Source organism: [Micrococcus luteus] ATCC 49442 (genome assembly GCF_010367585.1).
GTDB classification, from domain to species: Bacteria; Actinomycetota; Actinomycetes; order Actinomycetales; family Micrococcaceae; genus Arthrobacter; species Arthrobacter luteus_A.
Genome location: NZ_JAAAXP010000001.1, coordinates 649,620 through 674,086, shown reverse-complemented (window position 1 = coordinate 674,086; position 24,467 = coordinate 649,620). Strand labels below are relative to the sequence as shown.

Annotated in this window: 18 protein-coding genes; 8 read left to right on the top strand and 10 right to left on the bottom strand. The window is 65.9% G+C overall.

Translation table 11 applies throughout. The annotated features are described in order from the left end of the window. Positions 1 to 10: 10 nt before the first annotated feature. On the bottom strand, positions 11 to 1,867 hold the full coding sequence (gene lepA, locus GUV69_RS03135) for a translation elongation factor 4 (protein ID WP_191081741.1): 1,857 nt from the start codon (positions 1,865 to 1,867) through the stop codon (positions 11 to 13). 163 nt (positions 1,868 to 2,030) lie between these two features. On the opposite strand from lepA, the gene GUV69_RS03130 reads away from it, so the two are divergent. Together GUV69_RS03130 and rpsT are read left to right on the top strand one after the other, a co-directional pair. After that, a complete protein-coding gene (locus GUV69_RS03130) occupies positions 2,031 to 2,579 on the top strand; it encodes a type II toxin-antitoxin system PemK/MazF family toxin (RefSeq protein ID WP_164199632.1) in 549 nt (182 codons plus the stop codon). Between the two features lie 169 nt (positions 2,580 to 2,748). Then, a complete protein-coding gene (rpsT, locus tag GUV69_RS03125) occupies positions 2,749 to 3,009 on the top strand; it encodes a 30S ribosomal protein S20 (RefSeq protein ID WP_011692086.1) in 261 nt (86 codons plus the stop codon). Between the two features lie 116 nt (positions 3,010 to 3,125). On the opposite strand, the gene holA is transcribed toward rpsT, so the two are convergent. Further along, positions 3,126 to 4,142, bottom strand: a complete 1,017-nt coding sequence (gene holA / locus GUV69_RS03120) for a DNA polymerase III subunit delta (RefSeq protein WP_164199630.1) — start codon at positions 4,140 to 4,142, stop codon at positions 3,126 to 3,128. A gap of 267 nt (positions 4,143 to 4,409) precedes the next feature. Here holA and GUV69_RS03115 point away from each other — a divergent pair, with 267 nt between their 5' ends. Together GUV69_RS03115 and GUV69_RS03110 are read left to right on the top strand one after the other, a co-directional pair. Then, entirely contained in the window at positions 4,410 to 6,617 is a 2,208-nt protein-coding gene (locus GUV69_RS03115; protein WP_208786571.1) for a M1 family metallopeptidase, read from the top strand. Positions 6,618 to 7,036: 419 nt separating this feature from the next. After that, positions 7,037 to 7,258, top strand: a complete 222-nt coding sequence (locus GUV69_RS03110; protein WP_164199628.1) for a hypothetical protein — start codon at positions 7,037 to 7,039, stop codon at positions 7,256 to 7,258. 46 nt (positions 7,259 to 7,304) lie between these two features. On the opposite strand, the gene GUV69_RS03105 is transcribed toward GUV69_RS03110, so the two are convergent. The 7 genes from GUV69_RS03105 to GUV69_RS03075 form a co-directional block, all read right to left on the bottom strand. Continuing rightward, on the bottom strand, positions 7,305 to 9,077 hold the full coding sequence (locus GUV69_RS03105) for a ComEC/Rec2 family competence protein (RefSeq protein ID WP_244292598.1): 1,773 nt from the start codon (positions 9,075 to 9,077) through the stop codon (positions 7,305 to 7,307). 121 nt (positions 9,078 to 9,198) lie between these two features. Continuing rightward, complete coding sequence (locus GUV69_RS03100) at positions 9,199 to 10,080, bottom strand: ComEA family DNA-binding protein (protein ID WP_164199624.1); 882 nt, start codon at positions 10,078 to 10,080, stop codon at positions 9,199 to 9,201. 49 nt (positions 10,081 to 10,129) lie between these two features. Next, entirely contained in the window at positions 10,130 to 11,131 is a 1,002-nt protein-coding gene (locus tag GUV69_RS03095) for a DegV family protein (protein ID WP_164199622.1), read from the bottom strand. A 67-nt stretch (positions 11,132 to 11,198) separates the two neighbouring features. Further along, complete coding sequence (gene leuS, locus GUV69_RS03090) at positions 11,199 to 13,730, bottom strand: leucine--tRNA ligase (protein ID WP_164199620.1); 2,532 nt, start codon at positions 13,728 to 13,730, stop codon at positions 11,199 to 11,201. Between the two features lie 348 nt (positions 13,731 to 14,078). Further along, positions 14,079 to 15,593, bottom strand: a complete 1,515-nt coding sequence (glpK, locus tag GUV69_RS03085; RefSeq protein WP_164199618.1) for a glycerol kinase GlpK — start codon at positions 15,591 to 15,593, stop codon at positions 14,079 to 14,081. A 42-nt stretch (positions 15,594 to 15,635) separates the two neighbouring features. Then, a complete protein-coding gene (locus GUV69_RS03080; protein WP_164206179.1) occupies positions 15,636 to 16,385 on the bottom strand; it encodes an MIP/aquaporin family protein in 750 nt (249 codons plus the stop codon). A gap of 95 nt (positions 16,386 to 16,480) precedes the next feature. Beyond that, positions 16,481 to 18,256 (bottom strand): glycerol-3-phosphate dehydrogenase/oxidase, encoded by a 1,776-nt coding sequence (locus tag GUV69_RS03075; RefSeq protein ID WP_164199616.1) that lies wholly within the window; start codon positions 18,254 to 18,256, stop codon positions 16,481 to 16,483. A 161-nt stretch (positions 18,257 to 18,417) separates the two neighbouring features. Between GUV69_RS03075 and GUV69_RS03070 the strand changes: the two genes are divergently transcribed. The 4 genes from GUV69_RS03070 to GUV69_RS03055 are packed head-to-tail and all read left to right on the top strand — an operon-like array spanning position 18,418 to position 22,301. Then, on the top strand, positions 18,418 to 19,392 hold the full coding sequence (locus GUV69_RS03070; protein WP_164199614.1) for a sugar-binding transcriptional regulator: 975 nt from the start codon (positions 18,418 to 18,420) through the stop codon (positions 19,390 to 19,392). Positions 19,393 to 19,402: 10 nt separating this feature from the next. Then, complete coding sequence (locus GUV69_RS03065; protein WP_164199612.1) at positions 19,403 to 20,272, top strand: aldo/keto reductase; 870 nt, start codon at positions 19,403 to 19,405, stop codon at positions 20,270 to 20,272. A gap of 11 nt (positions 20,273 to 20,283) precedes the next feature. Continuing rightward, positions 20,284 to 21,213, top strand: a complete 930-nt coding sequence (locus tag GUV69_RS03060; RefSeq protein WP_164199610.1) for an alpha/beta fold hydrolase — start codon at positions 20,284 to 20,286, stop codon at positions 21,211 to 21,213. Next, on the top strand, positions 21,210 to 22,301 hold the full coding sequence (locus tag GUV69_RS03055; RefSeq protein ID WP_164199608.1) for a glycosyltransferase family 4 protein: 1,092 nt from the start codon (positions 21,210 to 21,212) through the stop codon (positions 22,299 to 22,301). Before GUV69_RS03060 ends, GUV69_RS03055 begins: the two co-directional genes overlap by 4 nt. Here GUV69_RS03055 and GUV69_RS03050 read toward each other — a convergent pair. Then, a complete protein-coding gene (locus tag GUV69_RS03050) occupies positions 22,298 to 24,463 on the bottom strand; it encodes a primosomal protein N' (protein WP_164199607.1) in 2,166 nt (721 codons plus the stop codon). The two genes, GUV69_RS03055 and GUV69_RS03050, sit on opposite strands and share 4 nt — an antisense overlap. Positions 24,464 to 24,467: the final 4 nt, after the last annotated feature.

Sequence of the window (24,467 nt, the reverse complement as noted above, 5' to 3'; positions counted from 1 at the left end):
TGCGCGTGGGTCACTTCTTCTTGGCCTTGTCCTTTGATTCGTCGGTGGTGAGGGCGGCAATGAATGCTTCCTGCGGCACCTCCACCGTGCCCACCATCTTCATGCGCTTCTTGCCTTCTTTTTGCTTCTCCAACAGCTTGCGTTTACGCGAGATGTCACCGCCGTAGCACTTGGCCAGGACGTCCTTGCGGATGGCCCGGATGCTTTCGCGGGCAATGATGCGTGAGCCAATCGCCGCTTGGATGGGCACTTCGAACTGCTGGCGGGGAATCAGCTCGCGCAGCTTGGTGGTCATCATCACGCCGTAGGCGTAGGCCTTCTCCCGGTGCGTGATGGCGGAGAATGCATCCACCTGCTCGCCCTGCAGCATGATGTCCACCTTGACCAGATCGGCCACCTGATCGCCGTCGGCCTTCCAGTCCAGCGAGCCGTAGCCCCGGGTCTTGGATTTAAGGATGTCGAAGAAGTCGAAGACAATCTCGGCCAGGGGCAGGCGATACCGGATCTCAACCCGGTCCTCGGAGAGGTAGTCCATGCCGCCCAACACGCCGCGCCGGCTCTGGCAGAGTTCCATGATGGCACCAACGAACTCGTTCGGCGCCAAAATGGTGGCGGAAACCATCGGCTCGCGGACTTCGGCGATCTTACCGGAGGGGTACTCGCTCGGGTTGGTCACATGGACAACCTTCTTGTCCTCCAGCGTCACCTCGTATTCCACGTTGGGTGCCGTGGAGATGAGGTCGAGGTTGTATTCACGTTCGAGGCGCTCCCGGGTGATCTCCAGGTGGAGCAGGCCCAGGAAACCCACACGGAAGCCGAAGCCCAGCGCAGCCGACGTTTCAGGCTCGTAGACCAGCGCGGCGTCGTTGAGCATCAGCTTCTCCAGTGCGTCGCGGAGCACCGGATAATCCGTGCCGTCCAGCGGATAAAGTCCGGAGAACACCATGGGCTTCGCATCGGCGTAGCCCGGGAGCGAAACAGCGGCCGGCTTGGCAAGGTTGGTGACGGTATCGCCGACCTTGGACAGGCGGACGTCCTTCACTCCCGTAATGAGGTACCCCACTTCGCCGACGCCCAGACCCTTGGACGGGGTGGGTTCCGGGGAACTCACCCCGATCTCGAGGAGTTCGTGCGTGGCCCGTGTGGACATCATCTGGATGCGCTCACGGGGATGCAGCATGCCGTCAACCACACGGACATAAGTGACGACGCCGCGGTAGGTGTCGTAGACCGAATCAAAAATCATGGCGCGCGCGGGAGCATTGGGGTCGCCCACGGGGGCCGGCAGGTCCCGGACAATTTTGTCCAGCAGGGCCTCGACGCCCATCCCCGTTTTGCCCGAAACCCGGAGGACATCTTCGGGGTCACCACCGATCAGGCTTGCGAGCTCGGCCGCGTACTTCTCGGGCTGGGCCGCCGGAAGGTCGATCTTGTTCAGCACCGGAATGATGGTGAGGTTATTCTCCATCGCCAGGTAGAGGTTGGCGAGGGTCTGCGCCTCAATGCCCTGGGCCGCATCCACGAGCAGGACCGCGCCCTCGCAGGCTGCCAGGGAGCGGGATACCTCATAGGTGAAGTCCACGTGGCCCGGGGTGTCGATCATGTTCAGGGCGTAGCTGCTGCCATCGAGTTCCCACGGCATACGAACGGCCTGGGACTTGATGGTGATGCCGCGCTCGCGTTCGATATCCATGCGATCCAGGTACTGGGCCTTCATATCGCGCGGCTGAACCACGCCGGTCAACTGCAGCATCCGGTCGGCCAGGGTGGACTTACCGTGGTCAATGTGCGCGATGATGCAGAAATTCCGAATGGTTGCCGGATCTGTCGCGGCGGGCACCGGGGCGGTGCGGGCCATGGGAGACACGCAGGGTCCTTACTGTTGGCAGTCACGCGGCCGCCACCAGGACGCACCAAAGGCACCCTGCGGCCGGACCGCACATTTTGAACCTCAAGTGTCCCACGTCCGGGGGCAACGCACTGCATTCAGCAGCAAACGCGCGGTGCCGGTCGGCGATATTGTTTTTCCCATGCCTATCAACCTCCGCTCACTGGCCAACGCCGTACGGACATCCATCAGGGTGCTGCAAAAGATACGGTCCGGGGTAGCCGCGCCTGCGCCACAGCGCTCCCCGGGGAAGGCCCGCCAATCTCCGCCCGCACCATCTGCCATCGCCACGGCCTATCCCGGGGACTTCAGCGGAGCCTCCTCTGTCCGCTACGCGCCCCACCCCGACGGGAGCGCCGACCCCGGTGAGATCGTGTGGGCCTGGGTCCCGTACGAAGAGGACCACTCGCGGGGCAAGGACCGGCCGGTCCTGCTGGTGGGCAAGAGCGGGCGATACCTGCTCGCGCTGATGCTCACCAGCAGGGACCACGACCAGGACGGCCGCCGGTCCGAGGACTATGTGGACATTGGCACCGGCAGTTGGGACCGGCAGCGGCGGCCCAGCGAAGCCAACCTCAGCCGGATCCTGCAGATCGCCCCGGATGCCATACGGCGCGACGGTGCAGTCCTGGACCGGAAGCGCTTCGATCTGGTGGCTGCGGGGCTGTGCCGGCGACACGGCTGGAAGTAGCCCGCCTAAATGGCCAGCCACCAGGGGTTCTGCTATTCTTTATAGCTGTGTGTCCGTGCAGGTCGACGGCCACTCATGGTTGGTCGCCATAGGTATCCCCACGCCGCTCAGTCAATGGCCAATCTGAAAGCCCTCTAGACCATTTCCGCATTAAAAAGAGAGTTCACACGTGGCTAATATCAAGTCCCAGAAGAAGCGCATCCTCACCAACGAGAAGGCACGCCTGCGCAACAACGCAGTCAAGTCTGAGCTGAAGACGGCCATCCGCGCCGTCAACACCGCCGTTGAGTCCACTGACAAGGATGCAGCCGCTGCTGCCCTGGTTGCCGCCAGCCGCAAGCTGGACAAGGCTGTCAGCAAGGGTGTTCTGCACAAGAACAACGCAGCGAACCGCAAGTCGGCGATCTCCAAGAAGGTCAACGCACTGTAAGGTTTCCAGTTCACTGAACTGATGATTGAGGCCGGCACCTGACAGGTGCCGGCCTCAACTCTTTAAGCCCAGAGTCCTGCCCTGAGGATCGTGCCGTTCCGGCCGCCTGGCGTGAGTCAGTGACGCTGCACGGAGGTGGCAATGATCGTCACCGCATGTTCCACTGCGTACACCGGGTCACGCGAGAGCCCTTTCACCTGCGCATCAGCCTCGGCCGTTGCCTGGATGGCGCGGACCAAGCCTTCGGGCGTCCAGCGACGGACATCACGCTGGGCCTGCTCCACCAGCCAGGGCTGCATGCCAAGCTCCCTGGCTATCTGCGCGGAAGAACCATGGGCGCCGGCCACTTTGGCCACCGTCCGCAGCTTTGCCGCCAGCGCCGCAACCAGGGGAACCGGATCGGCTCCGGTAGCCAAAGCGTGCCGGAGCGTGGACAACGCCACGGGACCGTTCCCGGCCATCGCGGCATCGGCCACCTTGAAAGCCGTGGCCTCGATCCTGCCGCCGTAGTAGCGGTCCACCAGCTCGGGCGTCACGGCACCCGTGGCATCGGCTATCAGCTGACTGCAGGCTGCTGCCAGTTCGGACAGGTTGGCTCCGACCGCGTTCACCAGCGCCTGCACTGCGTCGGAGGTGATCTTCCTTCCTGCAGCCCTGAACTCTGCGGCGACGAACGCTGCCTTCTCGGCGTCTTTTTTCATGGGCTGGCAGTCCACTACGGGCCATCCGCCGGCTTTGACGGCATCGAGGAGTTTCTTGCCGCGGACTCCCCCGCCGTGGCGCAGGACCAGGACCGCGTCGGGTTCGGGATGCGCCAGGTACTTGAGGGCGTCGGCGAGGAACGCATCGTTCATGCTCTCAACGCCTTCGACTTCGATCAGCTTGCGCTCACCGAAGAGGGACGGGCTGACGTTCATGGCCAGTGAGCCCGGCTCGTAACTGCCGGCGGTCAGGCGGGTGACCTCCACGTCGGGGAACGCTGACCGTACCTGTGAGCGGATGTGGTCCATGGCGCGGATACCGAGGTATTCCTCCGGTCCGCCCACAAGGACGACTCCGGCGGGGGTTACGTCGCGCCAGGAGGCAACGTTCGACGCCGTCGTCCTGGTTCGTGTGGTTTGGGCAGCGGCCATGCTGGATTCCTCCCGGAAATTCTGGTGCAGTGTCTAAGCCTGCCATGGCAGGCCCCTCCCTCCAACCGCGGCCACTGTTCGGGTGAAGGCGGTTGGCGGGCCCGTCGTGGAAACGGCCGGGATGTAACGGCACAGTAACGCCACCGGCGGTGCAATGGAACACCGCGCCCGCGTGTGGGCCGGTGCCAAGGTGGCTGCGAACACACAGATACACGGTTGTGGGCAGCAGCATCTTCCGCTGACTACTCAGGAAAGCAGGAATTGCCGATGTCGCACCAACACCCGGCCGCCGGACCCGGCCCTCATGCCGCCGGCGGACGCCGGCGCACGGCCGCGCTTGCGGCACTGCTGCTGTGCTGTGCCGCGCTGCCTGTCCCCGCCGCGGCCACCGAAACATCCCCGGATTCGGCCCAGGAAGGGTCTATCCCGGGGGGAGCCGATTTCCGGCCAGGGGCGCCCGGGCTGGGTGATCCCTACTTTCCGCTGGACGGCAACGGCGGCTATGACGTCGACGAATATGTGCTGGACCTCAGCTATGATCCGGTGACCGACGTCCTGGGCGGGACGGCGACCATCATCGCCAAAGCCACGCAGGACCTCTCGGCATTTAATCTTGACCTGGACGGCCTAACGGTCCGCGGCGTGACGGTCAACGACCGTTCGGCGCAATTCACGCGCGACGCCGGTGAACTGACCGTTACTCCGCAGCGGGGCATCAGGGACAACAGCCGCTTCACCACCGAGGTACGCTACGACGGCGTTCCGGAAACCCTCACCGACCTGTTCGGGCAATCCGGTTTCTTCCACACCGACGACGGCTCCCTGGTCATCGGGCAGCCGCATGTGGCAGCGACCTGGTTCCCGGTCAACGACCATCCGCTGGACAAAGCTTCGTACACCTTCCGGATATCGGTTCCGGAAGGTCTCGAAGTGGTGGCCAACGGGCGTCTGGTTGACAACCGGACCCGGGACGGCCTGACCACCTGGACTTGGGAAGCGCGCGAACCGATGGCGTCCTATCTTGCCACGGCCAGCGTGGGGCAATGGGACTTCAGTGAGTACCAGGTCGGGCGCATTAACTATCTTGATGCGCTGGACCCCGACCTCTTTGACCCGGTGGCGGAACCGCGGACCGGAACACATTCCGTTTGGTCCCAGGCAGCACACAATTCCTACAAACGGCTTACCCGAACCATCGCCGTCCCGGCCGGCGGGGCGCAGCTGTCCTTCTGGCTGCACCGCGATACCGAGACCAACTGGGATTTCACCTTCGTGGAGGCCCGCACCGCCGGCGCTGAGGACTGGACCACCCTGCCCGATGCCAACGGGCACACCTCAGCAGGGACAGGCCTTTCCTGCCCCGGGTGGCACAACCTGCATCCGTTCCTGACCCACTACCAGACGGGCGACGGCGCGGGCGGCTGCACGGCGGCGGGCAGCTCCGGCGTGTGGCGGGCGGCCAGCGGCACCAGCGGCGGCTGGGAACAGTGGACGGCCGATCTGACCGGCTTTGCCGGCACTAGCGTCGAAGTCTCCATCAGCTACGTCAGTGACGACATCACCCAGAATCCCGGCGTGTTTGTCGACGACGTGGTGGTCTCCACGGGCGAGGGCAGCACATCCTTCGAGGACGACGGCGACACCCTGGACGGCTGGACCGTCCCCGGTCAGCCGACGGGCAGCCCTGGCAACGTGAACGACTGGATCGTCACGGCCGAGCCTCCCCCGGGAATCGGCGAAAACGTCCGGGCTTCATTCGACAGGCAGCCGGAAATCATCGAATTCCTCGAAGGCTACTTCGGCCGGTATCCGTTCCGGGACGCCGGCGGGACCGTCGACGACCTCCGGGGCCTCGGCTTCGCCTTGGAGAACCAGACGCGGCCTATCTACTCCATGGACTTCTTCCACGACCGGCTGCAAGGCGATGCAGTGGTGGTGCACGAATTGGCCCACCAGTGGGTCGGGGACAGTGTCTCCGTGCAGGCCTGGCAGCATATCTGGCTCAACGAGGGATTCGCCACCTTTGCCGAATGGCTGTGGAGTGAAAACGAGGGCCTGCGAACCGTCCAGGCAATCTTCGATTCCGTTGCCTCACTCCCGGCCGATCACCCGTTCTGGAAGGTCAGGATCGGGGATCCCGGGCCCGACGCTTTATTCGACTCCGCGGTCTACGCCCGGGGCGCCATGACCCTGCACGCGCTACGCCAGGCGGTAGGCGACGAGGATTTCTTCAGCATCCTGCGCGAGTGGCCGCAACTCAATGCCGGCGGCAGCGTCACCACAGATGGTTTCATTACCCTCGCCGAAAAAATCTCCGGCCAGGAACTGAACCCGCTATTCGACGTATGGCTGTTCACCGCGGCGAAACCGGCCGGTCTTGATCCCACGCCGGCCCTCAGCACGGCACCGGGCGCGCCGGATGTGCCGCCCGCCGTCGGTAACCTCGACCGGAGGAACGGAGGCAAGACCCGCTGAGCACGTAAACCTGCTCCAGTGCCCAGAGAACGCCCTTCCCGGCCGCCGGGAAGGGCGTTCTAGTACCAACAGCCCCGGCCACCGGATCGAACTCCGCCCCACTCTCCCCGGGGGCAGTATCCGCCACAGCCTTACTACGGAGCGCCACAGCCCGGGTGGCAGGGGCCTCCGCCGCAGAAGAAAAGCAGGTTTGGCTGGATACTCGGTGGAATTGCACTGGCCGTGACGCTGCTCTGCGTTCTGGGATTCGTAGGGTGCTCGGCCCTGGCTCAGGAGATCAATGGTGGCGGCGGCTCCCAAAAGGAGAAGGCCAATGAACTGATGGCCAGGGCTGACAACGTACCGGAGGATGACTGGGTTGAGGTCTTCCGTCGCAACCCAAGGTCGATCCAGGATGCCTCTCCATCGACACATCGTGCTTGCGTTTGACCGCGCGGTGGTCCGTGGACCACAAGGTCAGCCTCGACGAGGCAGCAGAGAGGTTCGGGATGAAGTCCGGGTTGGACGGCCCGGACACAGGGCTCTACGTGGGTTGCATCAAGGCAGAGTTTGACGGGGTAAGCGGAGAGTCACTCTGCATCAACGAGTCCCCGGAGGGCTCTGATTCCTACGAGGTCACCATTCAGATGCAGCGTGACTAGGGACTGAATTTTCCTACCTGCGAATTGGGCCCGCCCAATTGAGTGCTCACCTGCCACGGTGGCGCAATGTTTTCGTGGGCAACGCCTCCAGGGTCTCAATCAGGGAAACCAGCTGGCCGTGCCAGGCCAGGACCAGGCACACGAGCCTGCGCGGCCGGACGGCCGCCAGGACGCCGGCAAAGGTCAGCGCCGACAGCAGCACCATCGTGAGGAAGCCAAACGGACCCTCGGGCCAGGACAGGGACGCCCCTGGCAATGCCGCAGCCGTCCGGGCAACCCCTGCCACGCCTGCGCTGAACGTTCCAGCGACGGCTATCAGTGCTGTGGCCAGCCAAGGCATCCACAGCACCAAGGGCACGGCCGCCGTGCCAAGCAGCGTCACAGGCGCCACCAGCGGCGCCGCTACGATGTTCGCCAGCAAGGAATAGGTGGAGAACTGCGGCTGCAGCAGCACGATGACAGGACCGCACAGCAGCTGCGCCGAGAGCGGCACGGCCCAGGCGGCGGCTGCCCAGCGGGGCACAATCGCAGGGGTCCATTCCATCATCCGGGGGCCCAGGACGATGATGCCGAGCGTTGCGAGCACGGACAGCAGAAAACCGAAGCTGATCGCAAGGCCAGGATCGATCAGCAGCAGGCCCATCACTGCGAGGCAAAGGAAGCTCAACCCGCGTCCCGCCCGCCCACCGGCCAGCGAGGCGATGGCGATGGAACCCATGAGCGCAGCGCGCAGCACACTGGCATCAGGTCCAACGAGCACCACGAACATCCCGAGACCGCCCAACGCCAGTCCTCCCGCCACGAGCCTGGGTAGCCTGAGGCTACGCGCGGCGATAAGCAGGGCGCCCAAAACCAGGCTGCAATTGGCCCCGCTGACCGCGGTCAGGTGCGTCATCCCCACCGTTTTCATGGCCCCGTTGAGCCCTTCGTCCAGCGCCGATGTGTCGCCCGTGACCATCCCCGGCAGGAGGCCCCGGGGATCGGGCGCCAGGAAACCTGCCGCGGCAACGTACCGGCCGCGCAGCTCCTTGGCCGCCATCTGCCAGGCAGGCCCCGTAGCGGCATCAGCACCCCGGCCGGCATCTGCGGAGGCGGCGGCACCCGGTGCCATGGATGCTGCCAGGATGGCTGCCTCCTGCTGCCCTGGCTCGGGCGGCCTCAGCTTGCCGGCCGTCCGGACCAGTTGCCCCGGAATGACGTTCTCCCAGCCGCTGCTGCCCATAACCACCAGGTCAGCGCGGGTGCGGATGACGCTGCCGTTGAGCGTGACTTCCTCCGTCCGGGCCGCAACCGACCACCGTTCGGGCGTCCCGGCCTGTCCGGGGAGCGTCAGGCCGCGAGGGGAACCCGTGATTTCCACAATGGCCACCACCGATTTCCCGGCCGCGGCCGCTTCCGCAAAGGGTCCGTCGTGACGCTGCGAGGAGGAGACCGCTGAGTGCGCTGCCGCAGCTGCGGCCAGCATCAGGGCCACAGCCGCGGTGATCAGGAAGCTCCTGCGGCGGGCCAGCAGAGTCTTGCCGCGTGCAGCCCGGGCCAGCAGCACGACGGCCAGGACCACCAACACCATGCACAACACCGCCAGCATTGCCGGGGTGAGCCAGACCCCGGCCACGGCCGCGCCCCAGACAAGCAGTGCGGGCAGCCCCAGCCGGACGTCGGTGCGCCGACGGGGCGTTTCAGCAGGAGCGGCCGCCTGCTCTTTACCGCGCAGTTTCCTGCGGACTTGATCTGCAAGCCTGGCACTCTCCCGGCGGACCGCCGGGTGCCGGGATGCCGCAGCCGGGACCTGCCTTTGGGAGGCTCCTGAGGCAGGCACGGATCCCTGTGTGGGCCCGGTCCGCCTCTGAATGGACTGATCCTGAACTGCCGGATCGTCTGCTGCCGGCCCCCGCACTGCTGAGTCCACAAACCGGCTCCACGGGCTGCGCCGGGCCATCTCAGATACCCACTAGAGGGAGAAGGGTTTCAAGCATTTTGGGTCCCACCCCATCGACGGCGTCGAGTTCCTCAACGGATTTGAAGAGCCCGTGTTCCTTGCGCCAGTCCACGATCCGTTGGGCAAGGACGGGTCCGACTTTGGGCAGGGCGTCCAGTTCTTCGACACTGGCCGAGTTGAGGTTGACCTTGGCCCCATCTGAGGCGGCGCCACCGCCGGGATCCTCCGCCTCGGATCCAGATCCGCCGGGGGCCGCCGGCAGGTCCTCTCCCGGCACCGGTACGTAGAGCTTTTGCCCGTCCTCCAGCACAGCAGCGAGGTTGAGGCGGTTCAGGTCCGCGGAGGGCGTGCCCCCGCCCGCCTCGGCGATGGCCTGATGCACCCGGCTGCCGGCGGGCAGCTGCACCACCCCGGGCAGGGCGACGGCACCGGCCACATGGATGATGACCGTGCCGGCGTGAGGACTCTCTGGGGGCATGTCAGGCGGCCCTGCGCGGTCTGTTCCCTGTCCCGGCGTTTCCCCGTCAACGGAGGGCCCGCTTTCCTGCTCCGTCACCTCACTGAGTGGCAGTACGTGGGGTTGACCGGCAGCCACCTGCGTCCAGAACCACGCGCCGGCCGCTACCGCGAGGGCTGCGATCAGCAGGGCTACGGGCAGGCCGACCCGAAATCTGAGGGCCGGGCCTGCCCTGCCCGCACCGGCCGCGTTGTGGTCACCGGATCCGGAAACAGGACCCGCGCCGCCATCCTGAGCGCCGCCGTCGTACTCAAAGACCTTCCCGCCGCCGTCGGCCAGAAGTCCCGTCCCCTCTCCCAGGGCGGACTGCAGGCGTTCCCGGGCATGCCGGGCCCCATGGCGTGCTCCAGGGTCCCGGCGTGACATGCAACCAACGCTATGGATCCACAGCCGCCCGTGACAGGCAGGATCTGCCCTATGTGGAAAGCGTCTCGAGTTCCACCGGAGGAGGTGCGCTCTCCCCCACGATGACCGCGAGCACACCAAGCCCCGCGTGGGCGGCGAGCACGGCGGGCAGTGAACTGATCTGGGCCGGCGGACAGGCGGGCAGGGCGGCGGCCAGCCGCCCAGCCAGTGCTTCGGCCTCTGCCGGATTGCCGAAATGGTGCACGGCCAGGCGGACCAGCCCGTCGGGACGGGCCTTCGCGTCCGCGGCGGCGATCTCCTCAAGCCGTGCGATGGCCTTCGCTGCTGACCTGACCTTTTCCAGCGGCACAATTTTCCCGCCATCCACGGCGAGGATGGGCTTGATGGCGAACATTGTGCCCAACAGCGAGGCCGCAGCCCCGATCCGTCCGCCCCGGCGCAGCTGCTCGAGGCTGGGAACGTAGAAATAGACCTTCGTGCGGGCGAGCCGGGCCGCCGCGGCGTCGCTGACCTCCGCTGCATCCAGCCCCGCGGCCGCAGCCTCGACGGCGCTCTGGACGCCCATCCCCAGCGCCATCCCCACAGTGCCGGAGTCGATGACTTCCACCGGAATCTTCACACGTTCCGCTGCGAGCCTGGCAGCGTCCGCGGTGCCGGACAGGCCGCCGGAAATGTGCAGGCAGACAACGGCCTCGTACCCCCGGCGCTCGGCGGCGAGGAAGGCGTGCTCAAACTGGCCAGGTGACGGGCGGGACGTTTTGACCGACTTGCCGCTGGCGAGGGCCAGGGCAATCGTTTCGGTGATGTCGTCTTCGCCCTCGCCGTAGATTTCCTCGCCCACCATGACGGGCATCGGAATGACGGTCAGCAAGCCGTCGGAGGCACAGGCCGCAACCCACTCGGCCGGCAGCGCAGACGCAGAATCGGTCACCACCGCGGTACGGACCACCGCGGCGGGCGGACCCGCGGGTGCACCCGGGCGCGCGGCCGGGCGGAGGGCAGCGAGCCGCTCCCGGAGCCAGAGCCAAGCGGCGGCGTCGCGGTCGGGCAAGGGGCCTCCTGGTTTAGGCCGGCCGCCGGAAGGATCCGGCGGCCGGTGCGCAGCCCTTGCCTGATATTCAGGCCGGGACGATGTTCACCAGTTTAGGCGCCCGCACGATCACCGTGCGGATGCCGCGGCCATCCAGGGCACGCTGAACGTTTTCGCTGGCCAGGGCCAGTTCGCGCAGCTCGTCCTCGGAGATGTCCGGGGAGACCTCGAGCCGGTCACGGACCTTGCCCTGGACCTGGACCACAGCGGTGACGGTGTCCTGGACCAGCAGCGCTTCGTCGTGGGCCGGCCAGCCGGCGTTCGCCACGGAGGCCGGGTGGCCCAGGACGTTCCACATGTCCTCCGCGGTGTACGGTGCGAAGAGGCTCAGGATCACCGCTACGGCCTCGGCTGCCTCGCGGACGGCGGGATCGGCCCCGCCGGCGCCGGTGGCTGCATCGATAGTTTTGCGGGTTGCGTTGACCAGCTCCATCAGCTTGGCCACCACCACGTTGAACTTGTTGGTGTCCAGCAGCGCGGCGGCGTCGGCGATGGTGCGGTGTGTGACGGACCGCAGCGCACGGTCACCGGACCCGGCGTCAGCACCGGGCTCGCTGGTGACATCCTGCGCGAGGCGCCAGGCGCGGGCAAGGAACTTGGCGGAGCCCGACGGCGAAACGTCCGCCCAGTCGACGTCGTCCTCCGGCGGGGAGGCAAAGATCATGGTGAGCCGCACTGCGTCCACGCCGTACTTGTCCAGCTGCTCGCCGAGGTCAACGCCGTTGCCGAGGGACTTGCTCATGGCTTTGCCCCCGTTGAGGACCTGGCCCTGGTTCAGCAGCGCCTTGAAGGGCTCGTCGGCGTCGAGCATGCCGAGGTCATGGATCACCTTGGTGAAGAACCGGGCATAGAGCAGGTGCAGGATGGCGTGCTCCACGCCGCCCACGTACTGGCCAACCGGCATCCACTCGTTGATCTTGTCCGGGTCGAAGGGACCCTCGGTGTACTGCGGCGAGACGAACCGCAGGAAGTACCATGACGAGTCCACGAAGGTGTCCATGGTGTCGGTGTCGCGCTTCGCAGGACCGTGGCAGTTGGGGCAGTCCACGTTGACCCAGGCCTCGGCTGCAGCCAGCGGCGATGTGCCCTTCGGTGACAGGTCCTCGCCGCGCAGGTCAGCCGGCAGCGTCACGGGCAGCTGCTCGTCCGGGACGGGAACCTCGCCGCAGGCGGGGCAGTGAATGATCGGGATGGGGGTTCCCCAGAACCGCTGGCGGCTCAGGAGCCAGTCACGGAGCCGGAAGTTGACGAACTTCTCGCCCGTGCCCTGCTTCTCCAGCATGTCGATGGCGGCAGGGATGGCTTCGGTTTTCGGCATGCCGTCCAGGACTCCCGAATTGATCAGGGTCCCCTCCCCTGCCGTCGCCTTGCCGGAAACAGCGGGATCCTCTTCGCCGGTGTCCAGCACCGCACGGACGGGCAGATCGAACGTCTTCGCGAAGTCGAGGTCCCGCTGGTCGTGTGCCGGGACGGCCATGATGGCCCCGGTGCCGTAATCGGCCAGGACATAGTCCGCGGCCCAGACCGGCAGCTTCTCGCCGTTCAGGGGGTTGACCGCGTAGCGGCCGGTGAAGACGCCCGTCTTTTCGCGTTCGGTGGACTGGCGCTCAATCTCAGTCAGCGCCTTGACCTGTTCGCGGTACGCGTCCAGCGCGGCTGCGTGCTCATCCGTGACGAGTTCGACGGCGATCGGCGCGTCGGCCGCCACCACGAAGAACGTTGCGCCATACAGGGTGTCCGGGCGGGTGGTGAAGACTGTGACGTCCTTGGCAGGCTTGCCGCCGTCGGCCTCGATCACAAAGTTGACGTGCGCACCTTCGGACCGGCCGATCCAGTTCTTCTGCATGGCCAAGACGCGCTCGGGCCAGTGGCCGCGCAGTTCGTCCATGTCATCGAGCAGCCGGTCGGCGTACTCGGTGATCTTGAAGTACCACTGGTTCAGGGACTTCTTGGTGACCGGAGTGCCGCAGCGTTCGCAGGCGCCGTTGACAACCTGTTCGTTGGCCAGCACAGTCTGGTCCTTGGGGCACCAGTTGACCGGGGAATCCTTGCGGTACGCCAGCCCACGTTCGTAGAAGCGCTTGAACAGCCACTGGGTCCAGCGGTAGTACTCGGGGTCCGAGGTGTGCACCCGACGGGACCAGTCCGCGGAGATGGCATAACGCTTGAAGGAGGCCGCCTGCGTCTCGATGTTGGCGTACGTCCACTCACTGGGGTGGGCGTTGCGCTTGATGGCCGCGTTCTCGGCGGGCAGGCCGAAGGAGTCCCAGCCGATCGGGTGCAGGACATCGTAGCCCTGCTGCCGCAGGTAGCGCGCCACAACGTCGCCCATGGCGAACGCCTCGGCGTGGCCCATGTGGAGGTCACCCGAGGGGTAGGGGAACATGTCCAGCACGTAGCGGCGCTCGCGGGAACCGTCATCCGCGGGGGTGAAGACCTTGAGGTCTTCCCACACCTGCGGCCACTTGGCCTCCATCGCCGCGAAGCTGTAGGCACCCTCCTCGGGTGTATCCTCCGCCACTGCTGCTGTTCCGGTCTCTGTCTCCGGCTGAACGCTCACTGCTGCCCTCTTCTGTTCTGTTGCGGCATCTGTGCTGCCCCAACTTCTCTGATCCCTTCTGCTGCCGGCCCGGCAAACATGCCCGGACACACAAAAGCCCCTCTCCATGGAGGGGCGGCCGCTCGGCATTCCGGTTGTTTCCGGATACCGGGCGGCTAGCTAAGCAGAAGGATCGCACGCATGCAACCACTTTAGCGCACCCGCCCCTTCCCCTAAACGTAAGTCGCCCCGAGCGGCTGAATAGACCGGCTCGGACATGCCGAGCTGTTAAGGGGGCCCGGGAGCGGCTTCGGGCGTCCGCGAAGCGGGCGGGGCCCCCTTAACAGCGAAGGCATAGGCTCGCCGGGACTACTTCACGTCCTCGTCGACCCAGTCCATGGACTTCGTGACGGCCTTCTTCCACAGGCGCATCTGGCGGTCCTGCTCGGCCTGGTCAAGCTGCGGTTCCCAGCGCTTGTCCTCGGACCAGTTGGCCGACAGCTCGCCGAGGTCCTTCCAGAACCCGACGGCGAGTCCCGCAGCGTAGGCGGCACCGAGGGCAGTGGTTTCCACAACCTTGGGCCGGATCACCGGAACGCCCAGGATGTCAGCCTGGAACTGCATCAGCGCATCGTTGGCCACCATGCCGCCGTCGACCTTCAACTCTGTAAGCGGCACGCCGGAGTCCGCGTTGACGGCGTCGAGCACCTCGCGGGTCTGGAACGCAGTGGCCTCAAGCGCGGCGCGGGCAATGTGGTTCTTGTTGACGAACCGGGTGAGGCCCACAATGGCGCCGCGGGCATCCGAACGCCAGTACGGCGCGAAGAGCCCCGAGAATGCCGGAACGATGTAGACACCGCCGTTGTCCTTGACGGAGGCTGCCAGGGTCTCCACTTCCGGGGCGCTGCTGATCAGGCCAAGGTTGTCGCGCAGCCACTGGATCAGGGAACCGGTGACCGCGATGGAGCCTTCCAGCGCATAGTGCGTCGGGGCGTCGCCGAGCTTGTACCCCACAGTGGTCAGCAGGCCGTTCTTCGAGTGGATGATCTCTTCGCCCGTGTTGAAGATCAGGAAGCAGCCGGTCCCGTACGTGTTTTTAGCCTCACCGGCTTCGAAGGCCGCCTGGCCGAACGTCGCAGCCTGCTGGTCACCGAGGATGCCGGCTACCGGCACCTCGCGCAGCAATTGGGATGTGTGCACGGTGCCGTAGACCTCGGAGGAGGACTTGATGGCCGGCATCATGCTCAGCGGAACTCCGAAGATCCCCAGGATCTCTTCGTCCCAGCTCAGGGTCTCGAGGTCCATAAACATGGTGCGGGAAGCGTTGGTGACGTCTGTCACGTGCACTCCGCCGTCCACGCCGCCGGTCAGGTTCCAGAGGACCCAGGAGTCCGTATTGCCGAAGACCAGGTCACCGGCCTCTGCCTTGGCCCTGGCACCATCCACGTTATCCAGAATCCACTTGATCTTGGTTCCGGAGAAGTAGGTTGCCAGGGGAAGGCCCACCTTCTGCTTGAACCGTTCCGGACCGCCGTCTTTCGCCAGTTCGTCCACGATGCTCTGCGTACGGGTGTCCTGCCACACGATGGCGTTGTATACGGCTTCGCCGGTGGTCTTATCCCACACCACCGCGGTTTCGCGTTGGTTGGTGATCCCGACGGCGGCGATATCGTGACGCGTCAGGTTCGCCTTGGAGAGGGCTGAACCGATGACCTCCCGGGTGTTGTTCCAGATCTCGGCGGGGTTGTGCTCCACCCAGCCCGCCTGCGGGAAGATCTGTTCGTGCTCCATCTGGCCGGACGAAACGATGGTGCCGCTGTGGTCGAAGATGATGGCGCGTGAGCTGGTGGTGCCCTGGTCGATGGCGATTACGTACTGGTTCATGGTGACGTCCTTGTCTGTATGCAGGGTTTGGTTGCTGAACGGTCAGGCTGCGGCGGTGATGATGATCGGAGCAAGCTTGGCAACGATTCCGCCCAGGGCGCCGCCAACGAGCGGGCCGACGACCGGGATCCAGGAGTAGCCCCAGTCGCTTGAGCCTTTGCCCCGGATGGGCAGCAGGGCGTGGGCGATGCGCGGACCGAGGTCACGGGCGGGGTTGATGGCATAGCCGGTAGGCCCGCCCAGGGAAACGCCGATGCCGACCACCAGGAGTGCTACTGCGAGCGGCCCCAGGCCGGAGGGTGTCCCGCCAAAGGTGAGGATCACGAACACCAGGACGAACGTGCCGATGATTTCGGTGATCAGGTTCCACGGGGTGGAGCGGATCGCGGGGCCGGTGGAGAACACAGCGAGCTTGCTGGCGACCGCCTCTTCGGCGTCGAAGTGCTGCTTATAGGCGAGCCAGCACACCACTGCACCCAGGAAGGCACCCAGCATCTCGCCGCCAAAGTAGGTCAGCGTAGACGCCACGTCGACGGGTACGTCCGGCGCATACTCCGCCTTGCCATTGACCAGCAGCCCCAGGGTCACGGCGGGATTCAGGTGCGCACCGGACTTGGCTGCGACGAAAACGCCCGCGAAGACGGCAATACCCCATCCCCAGGTGACCATCAGGAATCCGCCGCTGTTACCTTTGGTGCCTTTTAGCGCCACATTGGCTACGACGCCGCAACCCAGCAGGGTGAGCATCATAGTTCCGAACACCTCGGATAGAAACACAATTCCAAGAGACATCATTGACTCCTTTTGTTTTCTGTTGCGGTCCCTCGCGGGTTGAAGGACCGTTCACCGGAACGCGCTTTAGCGTGCCGGTTGCAGCCTGGAACCGCCTAGGCAACCAGGCTGTGGATCTGTACGCGGTGGAACCGCTCTAGCACCTCCCTGGCGTGACGGATTTCGGCCCAGCGTTTTTCTGCGTCCCAGCCCAGCGGACCGGCGAGCACCTCACACACCTCGTTGAGCAGCTCGCCCGTGACCAGCCCCCGAAAGGCAAGGGACGTACGTCGGATGAGGACATCAACAAGATGTCCGACCTGCTCATGCCCGGCCATGTACTCCAGTTCGCGGACGCTGAGCTCACGGGTTGAGGAGAGCATCCGGTCAGGACCGCCGTCCAGGTAGCGGATGACGTCTCCGGCACGGGTGCCGTAGCGCGTCAGCAGGACCTCAGTCCTTGCGGCGTCGCGGGTCTCCGATACGTGGGCCTTGATCCATTTCTGGATCCCGGCCTGGTCCGCGGGGAATCCGGCGCCGCCGCCGATGGCCAGCGACGCCGTCGATACGGTCCGTTCGGTTCCCAGCTCTGCCAGCACCTTGTCTGTCAGGTGTTCGGCGAGGGCGCGGAAGGTTGTCCACTTGCCGCCCACCAGGCTGAGTACGACGGCGCCTGTGACGCTGTCCTGCCGCTCGATGCGGTAGTCCCGGGAGACAAATCCGGGCTGGGTTGCGTCGTGGCGCGGCAGCGGGCGGACACCCGAAAACGTGTAGACGATATCTTCAGGCTTTACCGGGATGTCCGGGAAGACGTGGCCAATGAGTTCGAGGAAGTAGTCGATTTCCCCGTCCGTGCACACTGCGTCCTCGCCCATGTCGGCATCCACGTCGGTGGTGCCCACGAGGACCCGGTCCCCCATGGGATAGATCAGGACAATCCGGCCGTCGGTGTGTTCAAAGAAGATCTCCCGGCCCTGGCACGCGTCAAGAAGTTCCGGGTGGTCCAGCACGATGTGCGATCCCTTGGTGCCGCCCATGAACGTCGACGCGGCGCCCATGGCCTGGTTGGTCAGGTCCACCCACGCCCCGGTGGTGTTGACGATGACGTCCGCCGTGAAATCAAAGACGCCGCCGGTGAGTTCGTCACGGAGCCGGACCGTGCTGCCGGAGGGGCTGCTGCCGGCAGCAGCCCCGGCGGTGCCCGGAACCATGGACTGGAGCGACACATAGTTGCTGGCCCGCGCCCCGGTCTGCGCGGAAACACCGCGGGACTGTCCGGCCTTTTCGCCGTCCTGGAGCACGTCGAGGGTGAGCCGCTCGGGATTGTGCACGGAGGCATCAAAGTAGGTTGCGGCGTATTTGATGCCGGGGTGGAGGCGCGGGAGTTCGGCCAGGGCACGCTTCCGGCCGCGGAACTGGTGGCGCGGGACGGTGTCGCCGTCGCGGGAAAACGAGTCGTACAGGCTGAGCCCCAGCTTGATCAGGAAAGCGCCGCGCTCCTTCGGCTTGCCCTGTTTGTGGGTCAGGAACCGCACGGGTGCCGAAAGTACGCCGGAGAAGGTGCTGAAGATGGGAATGGTGGTCTGGAGCGGCTTGACGTAGTGGGGGGCAATCCGCAGGAGCCGGTTACGCTCCACCACCGATTCCTGGACCAGGCGGAATTCACCGTTCTCGAGGTAGCGGATGCCGCCGTGGATCATGTGGGACGAGGCGCCGCTGGCACCTTGGCAGTAGTCGCCGCGCTCAACCAGGGCAACATCCACACCCTGCAGGGCCAGGTCCCGGAACGTGCCGACGCCGTTAATACCGCCGCCGATGATCAGCACTTTAGCGTGCGGCCGATCCCGGAGTGCCTCCAGCGAGGCTCGTGCATTTTTGGCGGGAGACGGCATGGCTCCACCGTGGCCGAATAAGTTCCTGGGTCCCAAAAACTGCTCCTTGGGTTTAGTCCTTGGGGCTACCTTCGCAGGTCAGCCGCCCTTCTTCAACTATTGTTTGGACTAATGGAAAATGGAGTCAAGCTCTATGCACAAACGTGCAGAATGGAAGCGATATGACGCTCTCACGCCACTCGGATGCGCTCCGGGCTGCACAGATGTATTACCTGCAGGACCTGACCATGGATGCGATCGCCAGGGAGCTCCGAACGTCCCGGTCCACTGTTTCCAGGCTCCTTTCCGCCGCCCGCGACACAGGCCTTGTCCAGATCCAGATCCGCAACCCCCTGGACACGGGCCCCGAGCTGGAGAGCATCATCCGCAGGGAGTACAACGTGGACGTCCACGTTGTCCCGGTGCTTGAATCCCTCAACGAGGCCGAAACCCTGGACCGGGTGGCCCTGCAGGCCGCGCGCACCATCGGCCCGCTCGTCGACTCCAACGCGATCATCGGCGTCGCCTGGGGGTCCACGCTCAGCGCCGTCAGCAGGCACCTGACACGGAAGATCACCCATGACACGGTGGTGGTCCAGCTGAACGGAGCCGGAAACATGCACACCACTGGCATTACATACGCCAGCGACATCATGCGCCGCTTTGGCAGTGCCTATGGCGCCCGGGTGGAACAGTTCCCCGTGCCGGCCTTTTTTGACCACGCCGCCACCAAGACCGCCATGTGGAATGAGCGCAGTGTGCAGCGCATCCTTGCCCTGCAGGCCCGGATGAGCATCGCCATTTTCGGGGTTGGTTCCGTTGAAGCCGACTACCCCAGCCACGTATACGCCGGCGGCTACCTGGACGAAAACGACCTTCGGATGCTGGCCAGTTCGGATGTGGTGGGCGATGTTGCCACCGTGTTCTTCCGGCGCGACGGATCCTCCCACGGCATTGTGCTCAACGAACGCTCAACAGGACCGGCACTCTCGGAGCTGCGGCAGGTCCGGCGCCGGATCTGCGTTGTGTCCGGGGCATCGAAGATCAACGGGCTCCGTGGTGCACTCTCCGCAGGCCTCGCCACGGACCTGATCCTGGACGAAGCCACAGCGCGCCGACTGGTGGGTTTCGGCGGGGTCTTGTCATCGAATGGGTAAAGTCAGTCGTATGAAACCCTCTCCCCGCCTCAGTCTCAACAACGGCGTGCTGATCGACCAGTTGGGTTACGGGCTCTACAAGGTTCCGGCCCACGACGCGTCATCGCTGGTGGCCATTGCCCTGGGCACCGGCTACCGCCATCTCGACACCGCCGCGATGTACGGCAACGAAAGCGGTGTGGCGAAAGCACTGGGCGCGGCGATTGATGCCGACGGCGGCAGCGGAGGTTCCGGGGAAGCCTCGCCGGGGCTCCGGCGTGAGGACGTCTTTGTCACCACCAAGGTCTGGAACGATGACCACGGGTACGACGCCACGCTCCGGGCCTTTGACACCTCCATGATCAACCTGGGCCTGGATTACGTGGACATGTACCTGATCCATTGGCCCTGCGCCCGGCGGGGTCTTTTCGCCGAGACGTACAGGGCCATGGAAACGCTTTACCGTGAAGGGAAGGTCCGGGCCATCGGGGTCTGCAACTTCCAGCCGGTGCACCTGGACCGGCTGCTCGAGAGCGCTGAAGTGGTGCCGGCGGTAAACCAGATTGAACTGCACCCCTGGCTGCAGCAGGCGGAACTCAGGGAAAAGCACCACAGTCTGGGGATCCTGACGGAAGCCTGGAGCCCGCTGGGCCGCGGGCAGGTGCTGGCAGATCCCGTGGTGCTGGCCCTGGCGGCTGAACACCGCAGGACAGCTGCCCAGATCATCCTTCGATGGCACATCCAGCTCGGGAACATCGCCATCCCCAAAGCAAGCTCCGAGGCCCGGATCCGGGAAAACCTGGACGTCTTCGGCTTTGCCCTGTCAGACCGCGACATGGCAGCCCTGGCTGAACTTGACCGCGGGCAGCGCACCGGCTCCCACCCTGATAACGTCAACTAGGACCGAGGGTCATGAAAACAACTGCCCACCGGCCATCCGACGCGCCGTCCTACTTCAGTGCCGGGCTGGCAGCCCGCACCCGGGCCGCCGAGATCGAACTTAACGGCAGCACCGTGGCCTACTGGACCTACGAACCAGTGCAGGCCACCGACGACACCCGCACCATCCTTGTCATCCATGGATTCCGTGGCGACCACCACGGCCTGCTCCGCGTGGCAGACCGGCTGCCGGAAATGCGCATCATCATGCCCGACCTCCCGGGCTTCGGCAGCTCCGCCGCGTTCGCGGCCGTTGAACATTCGGTGGAACAGTACGGCGCGTTCATCAGCAGGTTCATGGCTGCGCTGGGGCTGGGACCCGAAACCGTCCTGCTGGGGCATTCCTTTGGCTCAATCGTCGCCGCCCACTTCGTGGCTGCCCATCCCGGGACGGTCACGCCGCTGATCCTCATCAATCCAATCGCCGCGCCGGCCCTGGAAGGCCCCAAGGGCATTATGACCAAGCTCGCCGTGCTCTATTACCGGCTGGCTGCCCGCCTGCCCCGCACACTGGGGCTGGCGCTGCTGCGCAGCCCGCTGATTGTCCGGGTCATGAGCGAGGCCATGGCCAAGACCGGCGACAAGGACCTGCGCCGGTTCATCCATGGCCAGCACCACTCCTACTTCAGCGCATTCGCGGACCGGGACAGCCTGCTTGAGTCATTTACGGCCTCTGTCAGCGGCCACGTCGCTGAAGTCGCAGCGAAGCTCACGCTGCCCGTCCTGCTGGTGGCCGGGGAAAAAGACGAAATTGCCACCCTCCCGGACCAGCACCACCTTGCCACGCTCCTCCCGGACGGGGTCCTCAAAGTCATTCCCGGCGTCGGCCATCTCATTCACTACGAGACGCCGGGACCCGCCGCCGGTTTCATCCGCAGCTTCCTTAAGGACCACCCCGCGTGAAGATTGTCATCGATGCACGGTTCACCAGGCTTGACCACCATGACGGCATCAGCCGTTACGGGGCCAGCCTGATTGCCGCGGCGGCCAAGCTGGCCGACGTCTCCATGCTGATCAGCGATACGCGGCAGCTGCCCCTGCTCCCCGACGTTCCGTACACGCTGATCAACAGTCCGCTGTCTCCGCTGGAGCTGTTTGTGGCACGCAAAATCAATCCCCTCGGCGCGGATGTGGTGGTCTGCCCCATGCAGACCATGGGCAGCTGGGGACGCAGGTACGGCCTGGTGCTGACCCTGCACGACCTCATCTACTATGAGCACCCCGCTCCCCCGGGCTTCCTTCCGGCACCGGTGCGGGTGCTGTGGCGGCTGTACCACAAGGCCTTCTGGCCCCAGCGCCTCCTGCTCAACCGCGCAGACACCGTGGCCACCATCAGCCGCACCACTGAAGCGCTGATGGCCAAATACCGGCTGACGAAGCGGCCCGTGCGGATCATCAGCAATGCTCCCCAGCCAGCGCAGGACCCTCGTGATCCTGCGGCCGGGGCGGACCATTCGCTCGTGTACATGGGTTCGTTTATGCCCTACAAAAACGTGGAGACCATGGTGGCCGGCATGGCCGGGCTGCCCGACTTCACCCTGCACCTGCTGAGCAGGATCACGCCTGAACGGCGGGCCCAGCTGGAAATCATGGTTCCCGCCGGCGCCAAGGTGGTCTTCCACAACGGTGTTACTGACGACGAATACGCTGTCCTGCTCAAGCGCGCCACCGCCTTGGTGAGCCTCTCCCGCGCCGAAGGGTACGGGCTGCCCCTGGTGGAGGCCATGTCCTTGGGCACACCCGTGATCGCCAGCGATATCCCGATTTTTCGGGAAGTCGGCGGCGACGCGGCCTCCTACGTTGAGCCCGGCTCCGCCACGGACTTCGCAGCCGCCGTCAAGACCCTGCGGGATGAAGAGCACTGGCAGGACGTGTCACGCCGTTCCGTGGCCCGCGCGGCGGAGTTCAGCTGGGACGAGTCGGCCCGTCAGCTCGTTGACGTGGCCCGCGACATTGTGGCCACCCGTTCACCCCGCAAGCTTCCGCGCTAAAGGACGTCCACGCCGTCGAGCCGGACCTGCACCGGTTCGTCGCTCCTCTTGGCGGCCGCGGCAGCCTTTGTGGCGCGCAGTACACGCGTTACCGTCCCGGCCTGGCCGTAGGGAAAGAACAGCAGGGTGCGGACGTCGTCACCCTGCAGAGCCGCCGCAGGGCCGACGAGGATCACCGGTGCCGGACCGACGCTCCGCAGCGTCACGCCGGACCCGGCCAGCTGCTTTTGCACCGCCGCAGTGAAATGCGCGACGGCGGTCCGCGGGCCCGTTACGGAAGCAATCCGGACAGCAGGCGGCAGCTGGAGTTCCATCCGGAGCTCCAGCTCACGCCTGGCGTACCCGGCCGGGTCCCACCGCAGCAGCGCACCCACGGCTGCGCTCTCCGTTGCCGTGATGACCACCAGGCCACCGTCGGATGCCGGACGGACCAGCGCTGCGGCGTTGAACCAGCGGCGCACGGTGTCCTCGCCGGCCCTGAGGTTCTCCCGGCGCAGCAGCGAGTCGCCGTCGAGCAGCAGCGCAGCAGCGTAGCCGCCCAACGCGACGGGCTCGGCTCCGACGGTGGCCACCACCAGCGCACCGGCGCTGCCGACAGCGGCCTTGACATGGTCGCCGGAGGATGTGATGACGGGCTTTCCCGGGAACGCACGGCCCAGTTCCTCGGCGGTCCGCAGGACTCCGGTGGCGCCTTTGCGCAGCCTGCGCCCCGAGCAGTGCGGGCACTGCCAGGCCGGAGCCGGGGTTGAACACCAGCGGCACTGCGGGATGGCCGAGCTCCCCGTGGCGCCGGCCAGGGCCAGTGGCCCTTGGCAGGACTGGCAGCGCGAAGGCTCGCGGCACGTCTCACACACCAGCGAGGGCGCATAGCCGGCCCTGGCCACCTGGACCAGCACCGGCCCGCGCTCCAGGCCGTCCTTGGCGGCCCGCCAGGCGGCGCCGGGAAGACGCGCCACCAGGGCCAGCGGGTCGCGTTCCTGTTCAAAACTGTCGGCGGTGTTCAGGACGCGCGGAACCGTCCGGCGGACGATGGTCCGCTCCGCCTCGACGGGCATTGCCCATCCAGCCTCCACCAGCCGCTGCAGTTCGGTGCTCCGTGCGTGACCTGCCATCAGGCAGGCCGTGCCGTCCTGGTCAGCGCGCAGCAGGAGTACCTCCCGGGCGTGGGCGTACGGGGCCCGCTGTTCGATGTGGAGGTCGTTGCCGTCATCCCAGCAGGCCACAAGGCCGAGGTCCCGGACGGGAGCGAACGCTGCGGAACGGGTCCCGATAGCCACCCGCGCGGATCCGGCCAGCAGGCGCAGGAAATTCCGGTAGCGGGGAGTTGGTCCGTCGTCTGCGGTCAAGCGCGCGATGTCAGTTTCGGGCAGCACCTCGAGGAGTGCCTGTTCGAGTTGGTTGAGATCGCGGTAGTCGGGCACCACCACCACGGCGCCGCGGCCGGAGGCACGCACCGCGGCCACTGCCTCCGCGATCAGCCGCGGCCAGGCGCCGGGACCGTACCCCTGGAGAGGGTTGAAGACTGCCCGCGGGGATCCGCCCTCCCGCAGGTGGCGGACAAAGGCGGGCCCGTTGCGGTAGCCCGTCCAGCCAGTGGCGGGCGGGGCATCGGCGGCGGGGCCAGCGGATACTGCTGATGCTTCCGGTGCGGCGGTTGCTTCGGATGCGTTTTCCGCAGCGCCGTAAGGCACGGCACCGTACGGCGCAGCACCGGCGAGGAAGTCCTTCTCCAGCCGTGCCATCCTCGGCGGCACGGCAACGCGCAGGACGTCGCTCACCGTTCCGGCGTACCGGGCCGCAACAGCGGACACCAGATCCCGCACGGCGGGCGTGAGGACGGCGACCGGGGAAATCACTTTCTGCAGCGGCACCAGGGTGTGGCCGGCGTCGGACTCTGCGGTCCGTTCAATAATGAAGCCGCTGAGTTCTTGGCCACTGAACCGGACCTTGACGCGGACACCCGCCTGCGCAGCCTGATCGAGGTCGGCGGGCACACTGTAATCAAACGGCCGGTCCAGGTGCGGCAGGGGCGTCTCGACGATGACCCTGGCAACCGGAAGGTGCGCGGCCAGCAGGGGTCCGTCCGATCGGGCGGCGGACGGAAACCCCTGCAGCAGCGACGGCTGGGCTAAGCCGGGAAGGGCAGTCTCACGAGAGGCCATAACA